The organism is Mesorhizobium sp. B2-5-3 (assembly GCF_006441005.1).
Lineage (GTDB): Bacteria > Pseudomonadota > Alphaproteobacteria > Rhizobiales > Rhizobiaceae > Mesorhizobium.
The window spans coordinates 13,429-28,178 of sequence record NZ_VFUS01000010.1; the positions used below are offsets into that span (position 1 = coordinate 13,429).

Annotated in this window: 11 protein-coding genes; 7 read left to right on the plus strand and 4 right to left on the minus strand. The window is 63.2% G+C overall.

Annotated features, from left to right (window positions below):
* Positions 1–67 precede the first annotated feature (67 nt).
* On the plus strand, positions 68–1,528 hold the full coding sequence (locus FJ867_RS21960) for an AMP nucleosidase (protein ID WP_224617604.1): 1,461 nt from the start codon (positions 68–70) through the stop codon (positions 1,526–1,528).
* Positions 1,529–1,669: 141 nt separating this feature from the next.
* On the plus strand, positions 1,670–2,698 hold the full coding sequence (locus FJ867_RS21965) for an endonuclease/exonuclease/phosphatase family protein (RefSeq protein WP_140520705.1): 1,029 nt from the start codon (positions 1,670–1,672) through the stop codon (positions 2,696–2,698).
* A 13-nt stretch (positions 2,699–2,711) separates the two neighbouring features.
* Here FJ867_RS21965 and FJ867_RS21970 read toward each other — a convergent pair whose 3' ends face one another.
* The gene (locus FJ867_RS21970; RefSeq protein WP_140520706.1) at positions 2,712–3,305 is read right to left on the minus strand and encodes a DUF922 domain-containing protein; all 594 of its coding nucleotides are present in this window, start codon (positions 3,303–3,305) and stop codon (positions 2,712–2,714) included.
* Positions 3,306–3,442: 137 nt separating this feature from the next.
* Entirely contained in the window at positions 3,443–5,122 is a 1,680-nt protein-coding gene (locus FJ867_RS21975) for an electron transfer flavoprotein-ubiquinone oxidoreductase (RefSeq protein ID WP_140520707.1), read from the minus strand.
* Positions 5,123–5,342: 220 nt separating this feature from the next.
* Between FJ867_RS21975 and FJ867_RS21980 the strand changes: the two genes are divergently transcribed.
* The 3 genes from FJ867_RS21980 to FJ867_RS21990 all read left to right on the plus strand — a co-directional run bounded on the left by FJ867_RS21980 (position 5,343) and on the right by FJ867_RS21990 (position 7,821).
* Positions 5,343–5,987 (plus strand): hypothetical protein, encoded by a 645-nt coding sequence (locus tag FJ867_RS21980; protein WP_140517982.1) that lies wholly within the window; start codon positions 5,343–5,345, stop codon positions 5,985–5,987.
* A 109-nt stretch (positions 5,988–6,096) separates the two neighbouring features.
* The gene (locus tag FJ867_RS21985) at positions 6,097–6,969 is read left to right on the plus strand and encodes a uracil-DNA glycosylase (protein WP_140517981.1); all 873 of its coding nucleotides are present in this window, start codon (positions 6,097–6,099) and stop codon (positions 6,967–6,969) included.
* 48 nt (positions 6,970–7,017) lie between these two features.
* A complete protein-coding gene (locus FJ867_RS21990) occupies positions 7,018–7,821 on the plus strand; it encodes a helix-turn-helix transcriptional regulator (RefSeq protein ID WP_140818579.1) in 804 nt (267 codons plus the stop codon).
* A 9-nt stretch (positions 7,822–7,830) separates the two neighbouring features.
* On the opposite strand, the gene FJ867_RS21995 is transcribed toward FJ867_RS21990, so the two are convergent.
* Positions 7,831–8,733 (minus strand): DMT family transporter, encoded by a 903-nt coding sequence (locus FJ867_RS21995; RefSeq protein WP_224617863.1) that lies wholly within the window; start codon positions 8,731–8,733, stop codon positions 7,831–7,833.
* A gap of 282 nt (positions 8,734–9,015) precedes the next feature.
* On the opposite strand from FJ867_RS21995, the gene pepN reads away from it, so the two are divergent.
* Entirely contained in the window at positions 9,016–11,661 is a 2,646-nt protein-coding gene (pepN, locus tag FJ867_RS22000; protein ID WP_140818581.1) for an aminopeptidase N, read from the plus strand.
* A 101-nt stretch (positions 11,662–11,762) separates the two neighbouring features.
* Here the strand turns inward: pepN and FJ867_RS22005 are convergent, their stop codons facing one another.
* The gene (locus FJ867_RS22005) at positions 11,763–12,176 is read right to left on the minus strand and encodes a hypothetical protein (RefSeq protein ID WP_140517978.1); all 414 of its coding nucleotides are present in this window, start codon (positions 12,174–12,176) and stop codon (positions 11,763–11,765) included.
* Positions 12,177–12,419: 243 nt separating this feature from the next.
* Between FJ867_RS22005 and FJ867_RS22010 the strand changes: the two genes are divergently transcribed.
* A complete protein-coding gene (locus FJ867_RS22010; RefSeq protein ID WP_140494675.1) occupies positions 12,420–14,744 on the plus strand; it encodes a PAS domain-containing sensor histidine kinase in 2,325 nt (774 codons plus the stop codon).
* Positions 14,745–14,750: the final 6 nt, after the last annotated feature.

The window sequence follows — 14,750 nt, forward strand, 5'->3', positions numbered from 1 at the left end:
CCTATCCAAATCTCTATATTGAGCCATGGAAAAGCGAATCTACCCCCAAGCCATCGAATCTGTCGTCATGCCCGAGCCTTTTGGCCGGCAAAGCTTCGACACCGCCGAAAAGGCGGTCGCGGCGCTGCAAGCCCTTTATGACCGCAACACCAAGTTCCTGCGCGACTCCTTCGCGGCGCTTGCCGCCGGCGGGGACAGCAGCAAGCGCTACCGCGCCTTCTACCCGGAGATCGGCGTCACGACGAACTCGTTCACCCAGATCGATTCACGCCAAGCCTATGGCCACATGCCGACGCCGGGGCATTTTTCCACCACCATCACCCAGCCGAGCCTGTTCGAAAGCTATCTGGTCGAGCAATTGCGTCTGATCATGCGCAACCACGGGGTCGCGGTCACGGTCTCGGAATCGACAACGCCGATCCCGCTGCATTTCGCCTTTCTCGAAGGCACCCATGTCGACGGAACCGCGGCCGAGCGTATCCAGCGGCCTATCCGAGACCTGTTCGACGTGCCAGATCTCGACGGTACAGATGACCAGATCGCCAACGGCACGTTCGAAGTGGCGTTCGGAGAACCAAGGCCGCTGGCGCCCTTCACCGCGCAGCGGATCGACTATTCGCTCCACCGCCTGTCGCACTATACCGCGACCACGCCGCAGCATTTCCAGAATTTCGTGCTGTTCACCAACTATCAGTTCTATATCGACGAGTTCGTGGCACGCGCCCGTGACCTGATGGAGAATGGCGGCGGCGGATATGCCGAATTCATCGAACCGGGCAACGTGGTCACCAAAGCCGGGCAGAGCGCCCCGAGCGAAGGGGTGGCGCCGCAGCGCCTGCCGCAGATGCCGGCCTACCACTTGAAGAAGCCGAACCATGGCGGCATCACCATGGTCAATATCGGTGTCGGACCCTCCAACGCCAAGACGATCACCGATCATATCGCTGTGCTGAGGCCGCATGCCTGGGTGATGCTCGGCCATTGCGCGGGCCTGCGTAATACGCAGGCGCTGGGCGATTATGTGCTGGCGCATGCCTATGTGCGCGAGGATCACGTGCTGGACGACGACCTGCCAGTCTGGGTGCCGATCCCGCCGCTGGCCGAAATCCAGGTGGCATTGCAGGAAGCGGTGGCCGAAGTGACCGGCCTGTCCGGGTACGATCTCAAGCGCATCATGCGCACCGGCACTGTAGCCACCATTGACAACCGCAACTGGGAACTGCGCGACCAGCGCGGACCGGTGCAGCGGCTTTCGCAGTCGAGGGCGATCGCACTTGACATGGAATCGGCAACGATCGCGGCCAATGGCTTCCGCTTCCGCGTGCCTTACGGCACGCTCTTGTGTGTCTCCGACAAGCCGCTGCATGGCGAACTGAAGCTGCCCGGCATGGCGACCGAATTCTACAAGCGGCAGGTGGCGCAGCACCTCACCATCGGCATCAGGGCGATGGAAAAGCTTTCGGAAATGCCGATGGAGCGGCTGCATTCGCGCAAGCTCAGAAGTTTTTCGGAAACGGCCTTCCAGTAGCCGATCTGCGCGCCGCCAGAGCCATTCGCCGTCTTGCCGGCGATTCGCCATCTTGCCGGCAATTCGCTATCTTGATTGAGCCGCATTTTTGCCGATAACCGGGCGGGGACCATCGCAGGCAACTCATGCAGATCTGATCCGATGAAACGCAGTCGAGACATGGCGGCTTCACTGGTATTCATCGTGATGATGACGCTCTCGGTCGCGCTGGTGGCCGGCTTCTTAGGCGCGTTGCACCCGGCGCTCGATTCCTTTTCGCATTTCCGCATTCACCTCGCCGTGCTGATGGCGCTTTGCGCGCTGCCGCTGCTGGCGACATCGTTTCGCCTGCAAGCGGCCGCGGCCCTGGTTTTTGCCGTGGCCGCTCTTGCCACCGCTTCGACCGCCTTGCCCCGGCCGTGGCCGGTTCAGGCGGTCGCCAAACCCACCGACCAGGTAGTCTACAGCCTGCTGCAGATGAATCTGCGCTACGACAACCCGACGCCGAAAAAAGTGCTGTCACTGATCGGCCGGACCAATCCCGACGTCATCACCCTGGACGAGGTGTCGACGATGTGGGCGACGGAGCTTGGCTACATCGCCAGCGCCTATCCATACCGGATCCTCTGTCCCTATCCCAACGGCGTATTCGGCGTCGCGCTGCTCTCGCGGCGGCCCTTTCTCGCCGGCACCGCGCCACATTGCGAGCGCCGGGGCGCAATGGCCGTTGCGACCATCGATTTCGGCGGCAGGAGCGCCGACGTCGCCGCCATCCATCTCAGCTGGCCGTGGCCGCGGGAACAGTATTGGCAGATCGGCGAACTCTCGGAGCAGCTTTCATCGCTCGGCCAAACCGCCATCATGGCCGGCGATTGCAACGCGGTGCCATGGAGCGCCGCGGTGCGGCGCGTCGCCGCTCTCGGCGGACTGACGGTCATGCCGTCGGCCGGGTCGACCTGGATTCACCGGAAGCTGCCCGACTTCCTGCGCCGCTATGCAGGCCTCCCGATCGACCAGGCGTTCAGCAAGGGCGGCGTGACCATTCTGTCGTCAACGCGACTGGAAGATACCGGCTCCGACCATCTTCCCGTACTCGTGGAGTTCTCGCTTCGCCCCGACGACAGGCTGCCCCATGACGAGCATGAGAGCGCGCTCGCGGCGAGCGACCTTGAAAACAATCCGCGCGGTTGATGCTTCGGCATTCTCAGGGTTTGGTCAACGCTTCGACAAGGTGCTCGACAGGCCCGCCGCCGCGATGCTCGCGCGCATCGAAAGCGTTCTGCCTGGCTTCGTATTCGACATAGATGGTCTTGATTCGGCGCCGCGCCTCGAGATGCGTGCCGGTGCAGAACCAGTTGTCCGGGCGCCGCAGTCCGGCAAGCGCGGTCTCGGTGGCCCGCATCATCCGCCTCGCGATACCGCCATGCGTCTGCTCGTGCTTGCGAACGCCGACCATGAAACGGTCCCAACGCTCGCGCAGGACTGCGCTTGCCGACGAGAGCCGCGGGAAAGTGTAGGTCAGGTTGAGCGTCCCGTTGGCCTGCCGCAGATGGCAGGCTCCATCCTCCCGGACAATATCGAGATCCCAATGCACGGCGTAACCGGTTTCGGCGATGGCGCGCGTCATATAGCCGTGCTTGGGTCCCAGCCGGTCCATTGCCTCGACAAGGGCGGCTCCGGTATTTCCAGCGACATCATAGGTGCGGATGTGAACGGTGAGCTTTGTGCCCGCCGACGCGGCTGATGCGCAAAGCAGCATGAAGGCCATGGCGAGCATCGTCGGGCTGGTCAGGCGCATGTCCGCCTCCTTTGTCGGAGCCGAGCAGACCACACTCGGCGGAAGGCTTCAACGGGCTTGATCGAGGCAGGCGGTCGACGGCGACAGACAAGTCCGCCGCCGCTCGCATGTTTTCGTGACGGCTTAGCCGGGCACGCTCACATGTTCTGATAGACCGGGCCTTCGCCACCTTGCGGCGGCACCCAGTCGATATTCTGGTTCGGATCCTTGATGTCGCAGGTCTTGCAGTGGACGCAGTTCTGCGCGTTGATGACGAAGCGCACGTCCTTGGCCGCCGGATCGGCAGCGGCATTGCCGTCCTTGTCGACCCATTCGTAGACGCCTGCCGGGCAGTAGCGCGTCGAAGGTCCGGCAAAGACGTCATGCTCGGAACGCTTCTGCAGCTCCATGTCCGCCACCAGCAGATGCACCGGCTCGTTTTCCTCGTGGTTGGTGTTGGACAGGAACACCGAGGACAAGCGGTCGAAGGTCAGCACGCCATCGGCCTTGGGATAGTCTATTTTCTTGTGCTTCGCGGCGGGCTCTAGCGTGGCGTAGTCGGCCTTGCCATGCTTCAGCGTGCCGAAGGGCGAGGAGCCGAACAAAGTGTTCAGCCACATGTCCAGGCCGCCGATGGCGACGCCGGCGATGGTGCCGAAGCGCGACCACAGCGGCTTGACGTTGCGCACCTTCTTCAGATCCTTGCCGATGTCTGTCGCCCGCCACGCGGCTTCGTAAGCGGAGAGCTCGTCATTGGCGCGGCCGGCGGCGATTGCCTCGGCGACATGCTCGGCCGCCAGCATTCCCGACAACACGGCATTGTGCGAGCCCTTGATGCGCGGGACGTTTACGAGCCCGGCGGCGCAGCCCATCAACGCGCCACCCGGGAAGCACAGTTTCGGCACCGACTGCCAACCGCCTTCGGTAATCGCGCGCGCGCCATAGCCCAACCGCCTGGCGCCCTCGAAAGTACCGCTGATCGCCGGGTGGGTCTTGAAGCGCTGGAACTCCTCGAACGGCGACAGCCAGGGGTTCTTATAATTGAGGTGGACGACGAAGCCCACCGCCACCTGATTGTCGTCCAGATGATAGAGGAAAGAGCCGCCGCCGGTCTTGAGATCGAGCGGCCAGCCGAAGGAGTGCTGGACGAGACCCGGCCTGTGCTTCTCCGGCTTGACCTGCCACAGTTCCTTGAGGCCGATGCCGTATTTGCCCGGCTCGCGGCCCTCGGAAAGCCTGAACCTGGCGATCAACTGCTTGGCGAGCGAGCCGCGCGCGCCCTCTCCGATCAGCACATATTTGCCCATCAGCGCCATGCCCGGCGCGAAACCCGGGCCGTGTGTGCCATCCTTTTCGACGCCCATGTCGCCGGTGACAACACCGGTGACGGCGCCTTCCTCGTTATAGAGCAGGCCGGCCGCGGCGAACCCCGGATAGATTTCCACGCCGAGCGCCTCGGCCTTGGCGGCCAGCCAGCGGCAGACATTGCCAAGCGAGACGATGTAGTTGCCGTGATTGTTCATCAGAGGCGGCATCATCATGTTGGGCAGGCGGAAAGAGCCGGCGGGGCCAAGCACCAGGAAATGGTCCGCCGTGACCGGCGTTTTGAATGGATGGTCTTGTTCGTCGCGCCAGCCCGGCAGCAACCGGTCGATGCCGATTGGATCGACGACGGCGCCTGACAAGATGTGGGCGCCAACCTCACCGCCCTTTTCCAGCACGACCACGGAAAGCTCGGGATTGACTTGCTTCAGGCGGATGGCGGCGGCGAGGCCGGCCGGGCCCGCACCGACGATCACCACGTCGAATTCCATGCTTTCGCGTTCGATATCGCTCATCAACCCCTCCGCACTGGCTTGTCGCTATTGCGCGTATCTTGCTGGCTCATGCGCTGCATAGCGCATCAAGTCGCGACAGGAAACCGGCGCGCCTGTGACAACGCGGATTTGGCCAAAAAGTCGCGCATCGTGCCGAAGGACACCCGTTTTGCGCCGGCCTGCCCGCAACGCGTACGTTTTTAATTGTTCGACGGCTTGCTTATCGGCCATACTTCGCACCATGCGCATTCCTGGGCCAGCCGGCTTCTCATCAACGCGCTTCCCATCGACGCCCGGCAGGGCCTGCCGGGCGTTCCTTTCGGCCCTCCCCCTGCTGGCGCCGGTCCATGCCTTTGCAGACGAGGTGAAGGTCTGGGCCACCGGTGCCTACTCCTTCTCCGACGAGCTTGGCGGGTTCGAAATCACCGGCGCTTCCGGCACCGGCACCAAGGACGATCCGCTCGTCATCACCGAAGAGCTGAATTCAGCGACGCCGGTGACGTTGACCATCCGTGCAACCAAGCCGATCCAGGCGTTCGGCAAGGCGGGCGAGTTCGCCAACGGCATCATGTATTTGCGCTTGGACGTGCTCAACAACAGCGGCCAGGCCTGGATCGAATTCCAGTTCGAGCTTCAGGAGGTCCTGAATCAGCCGAGCGTCTTCGGCGACGGGCTTTCGTTCGACCAGCGCAACAAGACGCCTGACAATATCTGGTCGAGCAATTTTGCCGATTTCGACCGCGATTTTGAACCGTATGACCGTCTGCTGTTCAAGAACGGCAAGGTCGACCCGCTAAAGACCGCCAGGTTCGAATTCCTGATCACCGACTATACGCCGCGCTGGACCTTTTATCTGGTGCAGGACCCGCGCATACCGACGGGTTAGGTTGCGGTGAGCGTATGACGCTGCCACAGACAGGCCGTCATTGCCCGGTTGTGCCAATGTCCCCAATCACCAACTTGCAATATGCGACCAGTCGAACGATGGTGGCGCCATGACTGCCGCTTCCCCAAACAGCCGACCTGATATCGCCGAGCTGCTCGCCTTCTATGCCAGCGCGGGCGTCGACGAGGCGTTGGAGGACGCGCCGGTGAGCCGCTTCGCGGAAGCCGCGCCCAAGCCGGCGGAGCGGATGCCGGCTGCCGCGCCGAGCGATAGCGGGGCACCGGAGCGGCCCGCCCAACCGCGTCTCGATGCGAGCGCCGTGCCTAACGCTCCGCCGGCGCGCCCGCCCATTTCGGCGGTACCCGACGAGGCGCAGGCGGCGCTGGCGCGTGAATTGGCCTCGGCTGCCTCGACGCTGGACGAGCTTCGCCAGCACATGTCGACTTTTGACGGCTGCAACCTGAAGTTCACCGCCAAGAACCTGGTCTTTGCCGACGGCAACCCGGATGCATCGGTGATGCTGGTCGGCGAGGCGCCCGGCCGTGACGAGGATATAGAAGGCCTGCCCTTCGTCGGCCGCTCCGGCCGGCTGCTCGACCGCATGTTGGCCGCGATCGGGCTAGACCGGACATCCGTCTACATCGCCAATGTCATCCCCTGGCGGCCGCCGGGAAACCGCACGCCGACGCCGCACGAAACCGAGATCTGCCGGCCGTTCATCGAAAGGCAGATCGAACTGGTCAAGCCGAAGGTGCTGGTCAATCTCGGCGGGCCCTCGGCCAAAACCCTTCTGAATACGAGCGAAGGCATCTTGCGGCTGCGCGGCAACTGGCGCGCCCACACGACAGCGTCCGGCGTCGTTATTCCGGCGATGCCGACGCTGCACCCGGCCTATCTATTGAGGACGCCGGCGCACAAGAAGCTGGCTTGGCGGGATTTTCTCGAGGTGAAGGCGAAGCTAAGAGCGCTCACCTCTCCATGACCTCGCGGGTAATTGAAATGCGCCTGCCGTCGCCCTAACCATACCCTCATGATATCTCCTCAAACCTCCGCCGGCAGCCTCATCCGTGAATGGCGCACGCGACGCCGGATGAGCCAGCTCGACCTCGCCACGGAAGCCGATATCTCGCAGCGGCATCTGAGCTTCGTCGAGAGCGGGCGGGCCGCGCCGTCGCGCGACATGGTGCTACACCTGGCCGAGCAGCTTTCGATCCCGCTTCGCCAGCGCAACCAGCTCTTGCTGGCGGCGGGCTTTGCGCCGAGCTTCAGCGAAAGGCCGCGGACCGACATTTCGCTGGCACCGGCCATGGCGGCGGTCGAGACGGTGCTTCGAGGGCACGAGCCGTTCCCGGCGCTCGCGGTGGACCGGCACTGGAACCTCGTTTCGGCAAACACTGCCATTGGGCCGTTCCTGGCCGACGTTTCCGAGCCCTCGCTGCTCAAGCCGCCAGTCAACGTGCTGCGGCTCAGCCTGCACCCTGGAGGTGTCGCGCCGCGCATCGTCAATCTCGCGGAGTGGCGGGCGCACCTGCTGGAACGCCTGAAGCACCAGAACGACGCGTCAGGCGATCCGGTGCTGATCGAACTGGAGCGTGAGTTGCGCGGTTATCCCTCCGGCCTGAAGAGTGGGCGGCCGGCGCGGGTCGAGCCGAGCGGCATCGTGCATCCGCTGCGGCTTGCCCATGGGGATCAGGTGCTGTCGTTCATCAGCACCATCACCGTGTTCGGCACGCCGCTGGACGTGACGCTGTCGGAGCTGGCGATCGAGTCCTTCTTTCCGGCCGACGAGCAGACGCGGACGGCGCTGGTAAGATTGGCGAAAGAGCGGGCCTAACGGTGCTGATCACCCCTGCGGCGGGGCGGCCTTGCGCGTGCGGGTGCGTTCCAGGCCGAGTTGACGCTCGCGCCAGATGATGAAGATGCCGGCGGCAACGACGATCAGACCGCCGGTCAGCGTGTTCAGCGTGGCGACATCGCCGAAGACGAGATAGCCGACCAAGACGCCGAGGATCATCGAGGTGTATTCGAACGGCGCCACCACCGATGCCTCGGCATGGCGGTAAGCCGAGGTCATCAGGATCTGGCCAAGGCCGCCGCAGAAGCCGGCGGCGACAAGAAGGACCGCCTGCCCCGGCGTCAGCGCCTGCCACCCAAACGGCAGCGACAGCAGCGCCATGACGCTCGCGGTGACCGAAAACCAAAGCACGATCGTGGCGGTGCGCTCGCTTTGCACGAGATTGCGCACGAGCAGCATAGCGACGGCCGAAATCGCCGCCGCTATCAATGCGGCGATGACGCCGAGCACCTCCTGGTCGTCGAGCGCCTCGCCGGAACTCAGGAGCGTCAGCTCCGGCCAGGAGATGATCAGCACACCGACGAGGCCGACGGCGACCGCGCTCCAGCGATAGACACGAATGGCTTCGCCGAGGAAAATCGAGCTGAACACCACCACCAACAGTGGCTGGGCGTAATTCAGCGTGATTGCTTCTGGCAGCGGCAACCGCGTCAGCGCGAAGAAGCCGAGCCCCATGGCGCAGACGCCGACGACGCCGCGCGCGATGTGGTTGAACGGACGGCTTGTACTGAAAGCCGTGCCGAGATTTCCCTTGAAAGCCAGAAAGGCAATGATCGGAAAGATAGCGAAGAAGGAGCGGAAGAAGACGATCTGTCCCGCCGGCACAGTGCCCGCCGCCTTGATGCAGGTCGACATGCCGACGAAGACCGCCACCGAGACGATCTTCAGCATAATGCCGGTGAGCGTGTTGTGCCCTACGGTATTGTCACTGTTGTCGCGGCCTGCTGTCACGCTCCCGCCGCTTCCCGCGTGGTTGCCCAGGTGCGCGCCGGCGTTGCCGGTCTCTCGATATGCCTGACGTCGTAGACGGCGGCCATGACTGCCTCGCGATGCTGGAAAGGAAGGTCTGAATAGACCTTGTCGCAGTTTTGTCGAGCCGCCGGTTCGTGTAAAGAGCGCGGACTTCAAATTTTTGGACGGGCAGGACAGGCCCGGAAAGACAGGAACCACGGAATGCGCACCGACACTGGCCAGGTCTTCAAACTCGAAGACTATCGCCCCAGCGACTATCTCATTCCGGAAACGAGCCTTGAATTCCGTCTTTCGCCAGGGGCGACGATCGTCACGGCAATTTTGACCGTCGAGCGCCGGGATGGCGTCGCGGCCTCTACGCCGCTTGTGCTGGATGGCGACGGGCTGACGCTCAGGCGCGTCGAGATCGACGGCAGGAAAGCCAAGCCGACGGATTTTGCCGTGACGCCCGACCGACTGACCATCCTCAAGCCCCCGGCGGCGCGTCGCTTTCGGCTGTCGATCGAGACCGAGCTGGCGCCGTCGGGCAATGAAGCGCTGATGGGCCTCTACCGCTCAAGCAACGTCTATTGCACGCAATGCGAAGCAGAGGGCTTCCGCCGCATCACCTATTTCCTCGACCGCCCCGACATCCTTTCCGTCTACACCGTGCGGATCGAAGCCCGCCGCGACGAGGCGCCGCTGCTTCTGTCCAACGGAAACCGGGTCGACAAGGGCGATCTCGGCGATGGCTGGCACTATGCCATTTGGCACGATCCCTTCCCCAAGCCATCGTATCTGTTCGCGCTGGTCGCCGGCAATCTCGGCCGGGTCGCCGACAGTTTCGTCACCATGTCCGGCCGCACGGTCGAGCTCGGCATCTATGTCGAGCCCGGCAAGGAGAAGCTCGCCGGCTACGCCATGGATGCCTTGAAGCGATCGATGCAATGGGACGAGGAGGCATTCGGCCGCGAATACGACCTCGATGTCTTCAACATCGTCGCCGTGTCCGACTTCAACATGGGGGCGATGGAGAACAAGGGCCTCAACGTCTTCAACGACAAATATGTGCTGGCCGACCGGGAGACCGCGACGGACGCCGATTTCGCCAATATCGAGGCGATCATCGCGCATGAGTATTTCCACAATTGGACAGGCAACAGAATCACTTGCCGCGACTGGTTCCAGCTTTGCCTGAAGGAAGGGCTGACCGTTTATCGCGACCACGAATTCTCCGCCGACCAACGTTCGCGTGCGGTCAAGCGCATCGCCGAGGTACGCACGCTGCGCGCGCATCAATTCCCCGAGGACCAGGGGCCGCTGGCGCATCCGGTCAGGCCGCGCCGCTATCGCGAGATCAATAATTTCTACACGGCGACCGTCTACGAAAAAGGCTCGGAGGTGGTGCGCATGATCCGTACCATCCTCGGGCCTGATAGCTTTCGCGCCGGCATGGACCTCTATTTCGAGCGGCACGACGGCACGGCGGCGACGATCGAGGATTTCCTGACAGTGTTCGAGGAGGTGTCCGGCCGCGACTTGTCGCAATTCGCGCTCTGGTACCATCAGGCCGGCACCCCTAACCTGGCGGTGAGCTCGACTTATAACTGGGCGGAGCGGGAATTCACGCTGGAAATCGAGCAATCGGTGCCGCCAACCCCGTCGGAAAGCCGCAAACGACTGATGCACATACCGCTCGCCTTCGGTCTGATTGGCGCCGGCGGCGAGCCGGTCGCCTATGACGCGGTCGACGGCGCCAGCGTCGAGGACGGCATCATCCACATCCGCAAGCGCCGGCATGTGGTGCGCTTCTCAGGCGTCGCCGAGCGTCCGGCGATTTCGCTGAACCGCGGCTTCTCGGCGCCGATAACGCTTGCCGTCGAGCAGAAGACCGACGACCAGTTCTTCCTTGCCGGCCACGACAGCGACAGCTTCTCGCGCTGGCAGACCTTCAACACGCTGCTTACGGATGCATTGATCTTGGCCTTCCGCCAGATTCTCGACGGCGCCGAGCCTGGCTTCACCGCGCGGCTGACCGAGCTTGCCGGCAGGATCGCGAGCGACGAGACGCTGGAGCCGGCCTACCGGGCGCTGGCGCTTTCGCTTCCGGGCGAGACCGACATAGCGCGCGACATCGGCAAAAACATCGAACCCAACGCCATCTTCGCTGCGCGCGAGGCGCTGGCGCTGGCAATCGCCAGGGCTAACCGCGACGCGTTCGCCGGCCTCTACGAGCGGCTTGCCGACGCCGGCCCGTTCAGCCCGGACGCAGCTTCCGCCGGACGGCGGGCGTTGCGTAACGTCATGCTCGATTATCTCTCGCTGCTGTCAGATGGCGCCGGGCTTGCGGCGGAGCACTTCCGGTCGGCCACCAATATGACTGACCGCGCGGCGGCACTGACCGTGCTGGCGCACCGCCACCATGGTTCGCCGGAGGCAAACAAGGCACTGGCGGCTTTCGAAGCGACATATGCGTCCGACCCGCTTGTGATGGACAAATGGTTCCAGATTCAGGCCAGCGTACCCGGTCCGCAGGCGGTGGAGACGGTTCGCGCCCTGACCACGCATCCGGCCTTCTCGATGGCCAATCCGAACCGGGTGCGCTCGTTAATCGGCACATTCTCCAGTGCCAACCAGACCGGATTCCACCGCGCCGACGGCGAAGGCTACCGATTCTTCACGCAGACCGTGCTCGAGGTCGAAAAACGCAATCCGCAGGTGGCGGCAAGGTTGGCAACGGCGCTCCGGTCGTGGCGTTCGCTCGAACCTGGCCGGCAGGCCAAGGCCAGGGAAGCGCTGCTTTCGATTGCCAATGCCGAAAACCTGTCGGCGGATTTAAGCGATATCGTCGAGCGTACGCTGGCGTGAGCCAGACCCAAGCGGCCACCATGGTGGTCGGCGGCAATGCCAAGGCAACGCCACCGGCCCGTCAGGCTGTGCTTCTGCTGCTCGAACGGATTCCCGCCTCCCTACGCGGGTATCAACATGGCGATGCGATGCACGCCGACCTCGGCGCTCGTATTCGTCGCCTCGTCGGTCTTGCCCTTGGCGCAAGTGTATATGTCGCCTTCCTTGAGCTTGAACTCCTTGTCGGCCTTCTTGATCGTGAATTCGCCCGCAGTGATGGTGCATACCATGTCGTTGTCCATCACCATCGCCGGCGCATGTGTGCCGGGCTGAAACACGACATCGACGATTGAGATGCTTTTGTAGGCAGGAATGTCTGAGTTTCCCGTGCCTACCTCCACCACTCTGATGCCGGGCGCAATCTCCTTGCCCTCCTTCGGGCCGTATGTCCTCGTTTTTACCGACGCCGCCAGGGCGAACAAAGGCGTTACCGCTGCCGCTGACACGCCGAGAGCAATTGCAGATCTGCGATTCATGCTTTCCTCCCAATGTGCAATCCCGCACGGAATATGCGTGATTTCTAATATTATTCCCTTTCCACGGTAATCGCCATCGCATGCCTCTGCTCGGTTGGCGGAAAAGCCGCTATTTTAGTCGATTTTTAATCTTTTTTCGCCGGACCACTGGACAAGGCGAATCACCTTTGATTCTTTAATGGCGATTCGGAAGTGCGGCGTTTGCCGGATCATCAAGCATAGGCAAATCGGGGAGTGCCATTTATGGCGAAGGCGGACGCGTGGGGCGCGCCCGGAGGGATAGCTTTTGCGCGTCGCGAGACGCCGCGAGGCGACGGCCTTGCCGGGAATACGCGGCTCATCGCCGAACCGGCCTACAAGCGGCTTCTGGCGGCGGAGCCATTGCTGCGCCGATCGATACCGGCTCTCATCGTCATCTTCCTGATCGCGATCGCGGCGCTGCGCGTCCTGTCGCTGATGAACGAACGCGACGATATCGAGCGCAACGCCAAGGCGATCCTGATGCTGGCGTCCGGTCAACTGGCGAGTTCGCTGGCCACCACGTCCGACACCGCGCCGGGCGCCATCCAGGACCTGTTGGAAACGACCAGCCGCCAGGGCGCGATGAGCCGCGGCCACGTTCTTGTCATCACCGACAGCGCCTTCAAGATCACCGCGGTGACGCCGCGCTCGATGTCCTGGCAAGGCCGTTCGCTGGATAGCCTCGCCCAGGGCGGCCAGCCTCTGTTCATGTTCGGCGACCGCGCCGGAGTGATGGAGGTCGATATTGGCGGGCAGGACTGGTATGCAGCGGTCAGCCTGACGAACGGTCGCAAAGGCGCGGCAGCGGCGCTGGTGCCGCAGGACGCTGTTTTCGACGCCTGGCGCAAGACAGTCTCGCTGAATGTGACGCTGTTCGTACTGACGGCCGGCGTGCTGATCATCATCCTCTATGCCTATTTCGGCCAGGCGGCGCGCGCGCAGGCGGCCGACCGCATCTATCTCGAAGCGCATCAACGCATCGACATGGCGCTGGTACGCGGCCGCTGCGGCTTGTGGGACTGGGACATGGTGCGCGGCAAGATGTATTGGTCGCGTTCGATGTACGACATGCTGGGCTACGAGCCATGCGACACGATGCTGTCCTTCGGCGAGGTCGACGAGATCATCCATCCCGATGATGGCGACTTGTTCCAGCTCGCCAACAAGATCGTCGCGCGCGAGATCGATCATATCGATCAGGTGTTCCGGATGCGGCATGCCGACGGGCAGTGGGTATGGATGCGCGCAAGGGCGCAGGTCATGGATCCGGAAGCACCCGAAATCCAGTTGATCGGCATCGCCGTCGACGTCACCGAGCAGCGTCACCTGGCGCTTCGTTCCGAGGCAGCCGATTTGCGCCTGAGGACGGCGATCGAGAACATCAACGAGTCCTTCGTGCTGTGGGATGCCGCCGAGCGGCTGATCATGTGCAATTCCAAATACCAGAAGGACAATGGCCTTTCGGACCGTGACGTGATGCCAGGCGCCGTGCGCGCCACGCTGGAAGAGCGCATGCTCGCTTTCGCTTCCGATCGGCGGCTTGCCAACAGCAATGGACCGCAGGGCGGCGCGACGTTCGAACGGCAGCTGGCCGACGGCCGCTGGTTGCAGGTCAACGAACTCAGAACCCGCGACGGCGGCATTGTCTCGGTCGGATCCGACATCACCCAGATCAAGCTGCATCAAGAAAAGCTGGTCGACAGCGAGCGCCGGCTGATGGCGACCATACACGATCTCAGCCTCGCCCGCCGGGCCGAAGAGGAGCGCGCGCGCGAACTGGTCGAGCTCAACCGCAAATACATGAAGGAAACCGAGCGCGCCGAAGCGGCGAACCGGGCCAAGTCCGAATTCCTGGCCAACATGTCGCATGAACTGCGCACGCCCTTGAACGCCATCATCGGCTTCTCCGAGCTGATGGAACAGGGGCTGTTCGGCCCGCTGGGATCGGAGCGCTACGAGGAATACGCCACCGACATCAACAGCAGTGGCAAATATCTCCTGGGCGTCATCAACGACATTCTCGACATGTCGAAAATCGAGGCCGGCCAATTCTCGCTTGACCGCGAAGAGATCGATCTCGGCCCGCTGATCAGCGAGACGGTCAGGGTCGTCTCGCTGCAGGCCGCACAGAAGGCGATCACCGTGGAGACCCGCATCGCCGACGCGCTGACGCTGTTTGCCGACCGCCGAGCGATCAAGCAGATCGTCATCAACCTTTTGTCCAACGCAGTGAAATTCACCGGCCAGGGCGGCCACATATCGGTCAGGGCCCGCAATACCTCAGGGGCGCTGGTGCTGACGATCGAGGATAATGGCTGCGGCATCCCGAAGGAGGCGCTCGGCAAGCTCGGACGGCCCTTCGAACAGGTGCAGAACCAGTTCTCCAAGAGCCATGCCGGGTCCGGTCTCGGCCTCGCCATCTCGCGCTCTCTGGCCGAACTGCAAGGCGGTGCCCTGAAAATCCGCTCAACCGAAGGTGTCGGCACGATCGTGTCGGTGCGCATTCCGGTGAAGAAGGCGACGCCCGTGGTCAAGGTCGCGGCTTAAGCAACG

What these genes read in the sequence shown, in the direction of transcription:
- FJ867_RS21980 (WP_140517982.1), top strand. Translation starts at nt 5,343, where the DNA reads ATGCGCATTCCTGGGCCAGCCGGCTTCTCATCAACGCGCTTCCCATCG.
- FJ867_RS21990 (WP_140818579.1), top strand. Translation starts at nt 7,018, where the DNA reads ATGATATCTCCTCAAACCTCCGCCGGCAGCCTCATCCGTGAATGGCGC.
- FJ867_RS21975 (WP_140520707.1), bottom strand. Translation starts at nt 5,122, where the DNA reads ATGAGCGATATCGAACGCGAAAGCATGGAATTCGACGTGGTGATCGTC.
- FJ867_RS21995 (WP_224617863.1), bottom strand. Translation starts at nt 8,733, where the DNA reads ATGCTGAAGATCGTCTCGGTGGCGGTCTTCGTCGGCATGTCGACCTGC.
- FJ867_RS21970 (WP_140520706.1), bottom strand. Translation starts at nt 3,305, where the DNA reads ATGCGCCTGACCAGCCCGACGATGCTCGCCATGGCCTTCATGCTGCTT.
- pepN (WP_140818581.1), top strand. Translation starts at nt 9,016, where the DNA reads ATGCGCACCGACACTGGCCAGGTCTTCAAACTCGAAGACTATCGCCCC.
- FJ867_RS21985 (WP_140517981.1), top strand. Translation starts at nt 6,097, where the DNA reads ATGACTGCCGCTTCCCCAAACAGCCGACCTGATATCGCCGAGCTGCTC.
- FJ867_RS21960 (WP_224617604.1), top strand. Translation starts at nt 68, where the DNA reads ATGCCCGAGCCTTTTGGCCGGCAAAGCTTCGACACCGCCGAAAAGGCG.
- FJ867_RS22005 (WP_140517978.1), bottom strand. Translation starts at nt 12,176, where the DNA reads ATGAATCGCAGATCTGCAATTGCTCTCGGCGTGTCAGCGGCAGCGGTA.
- FJ867_RS22010 (WP_140494675.1), top strand. Translation starts at nt 12,420, where the DNA reads ATGGCGAAGGCGGACGCGTGGGGCGCGCCCGGAGGGATAGCTTTTGCG.
- FJ867_RS21965 (WP_140520705.1), top strand. Translation starts at nt 1,670, where the DNA reads ATGAAACGCAGTCGAGACATGGCGGCTTCACTGGTATTCATCGTGATG.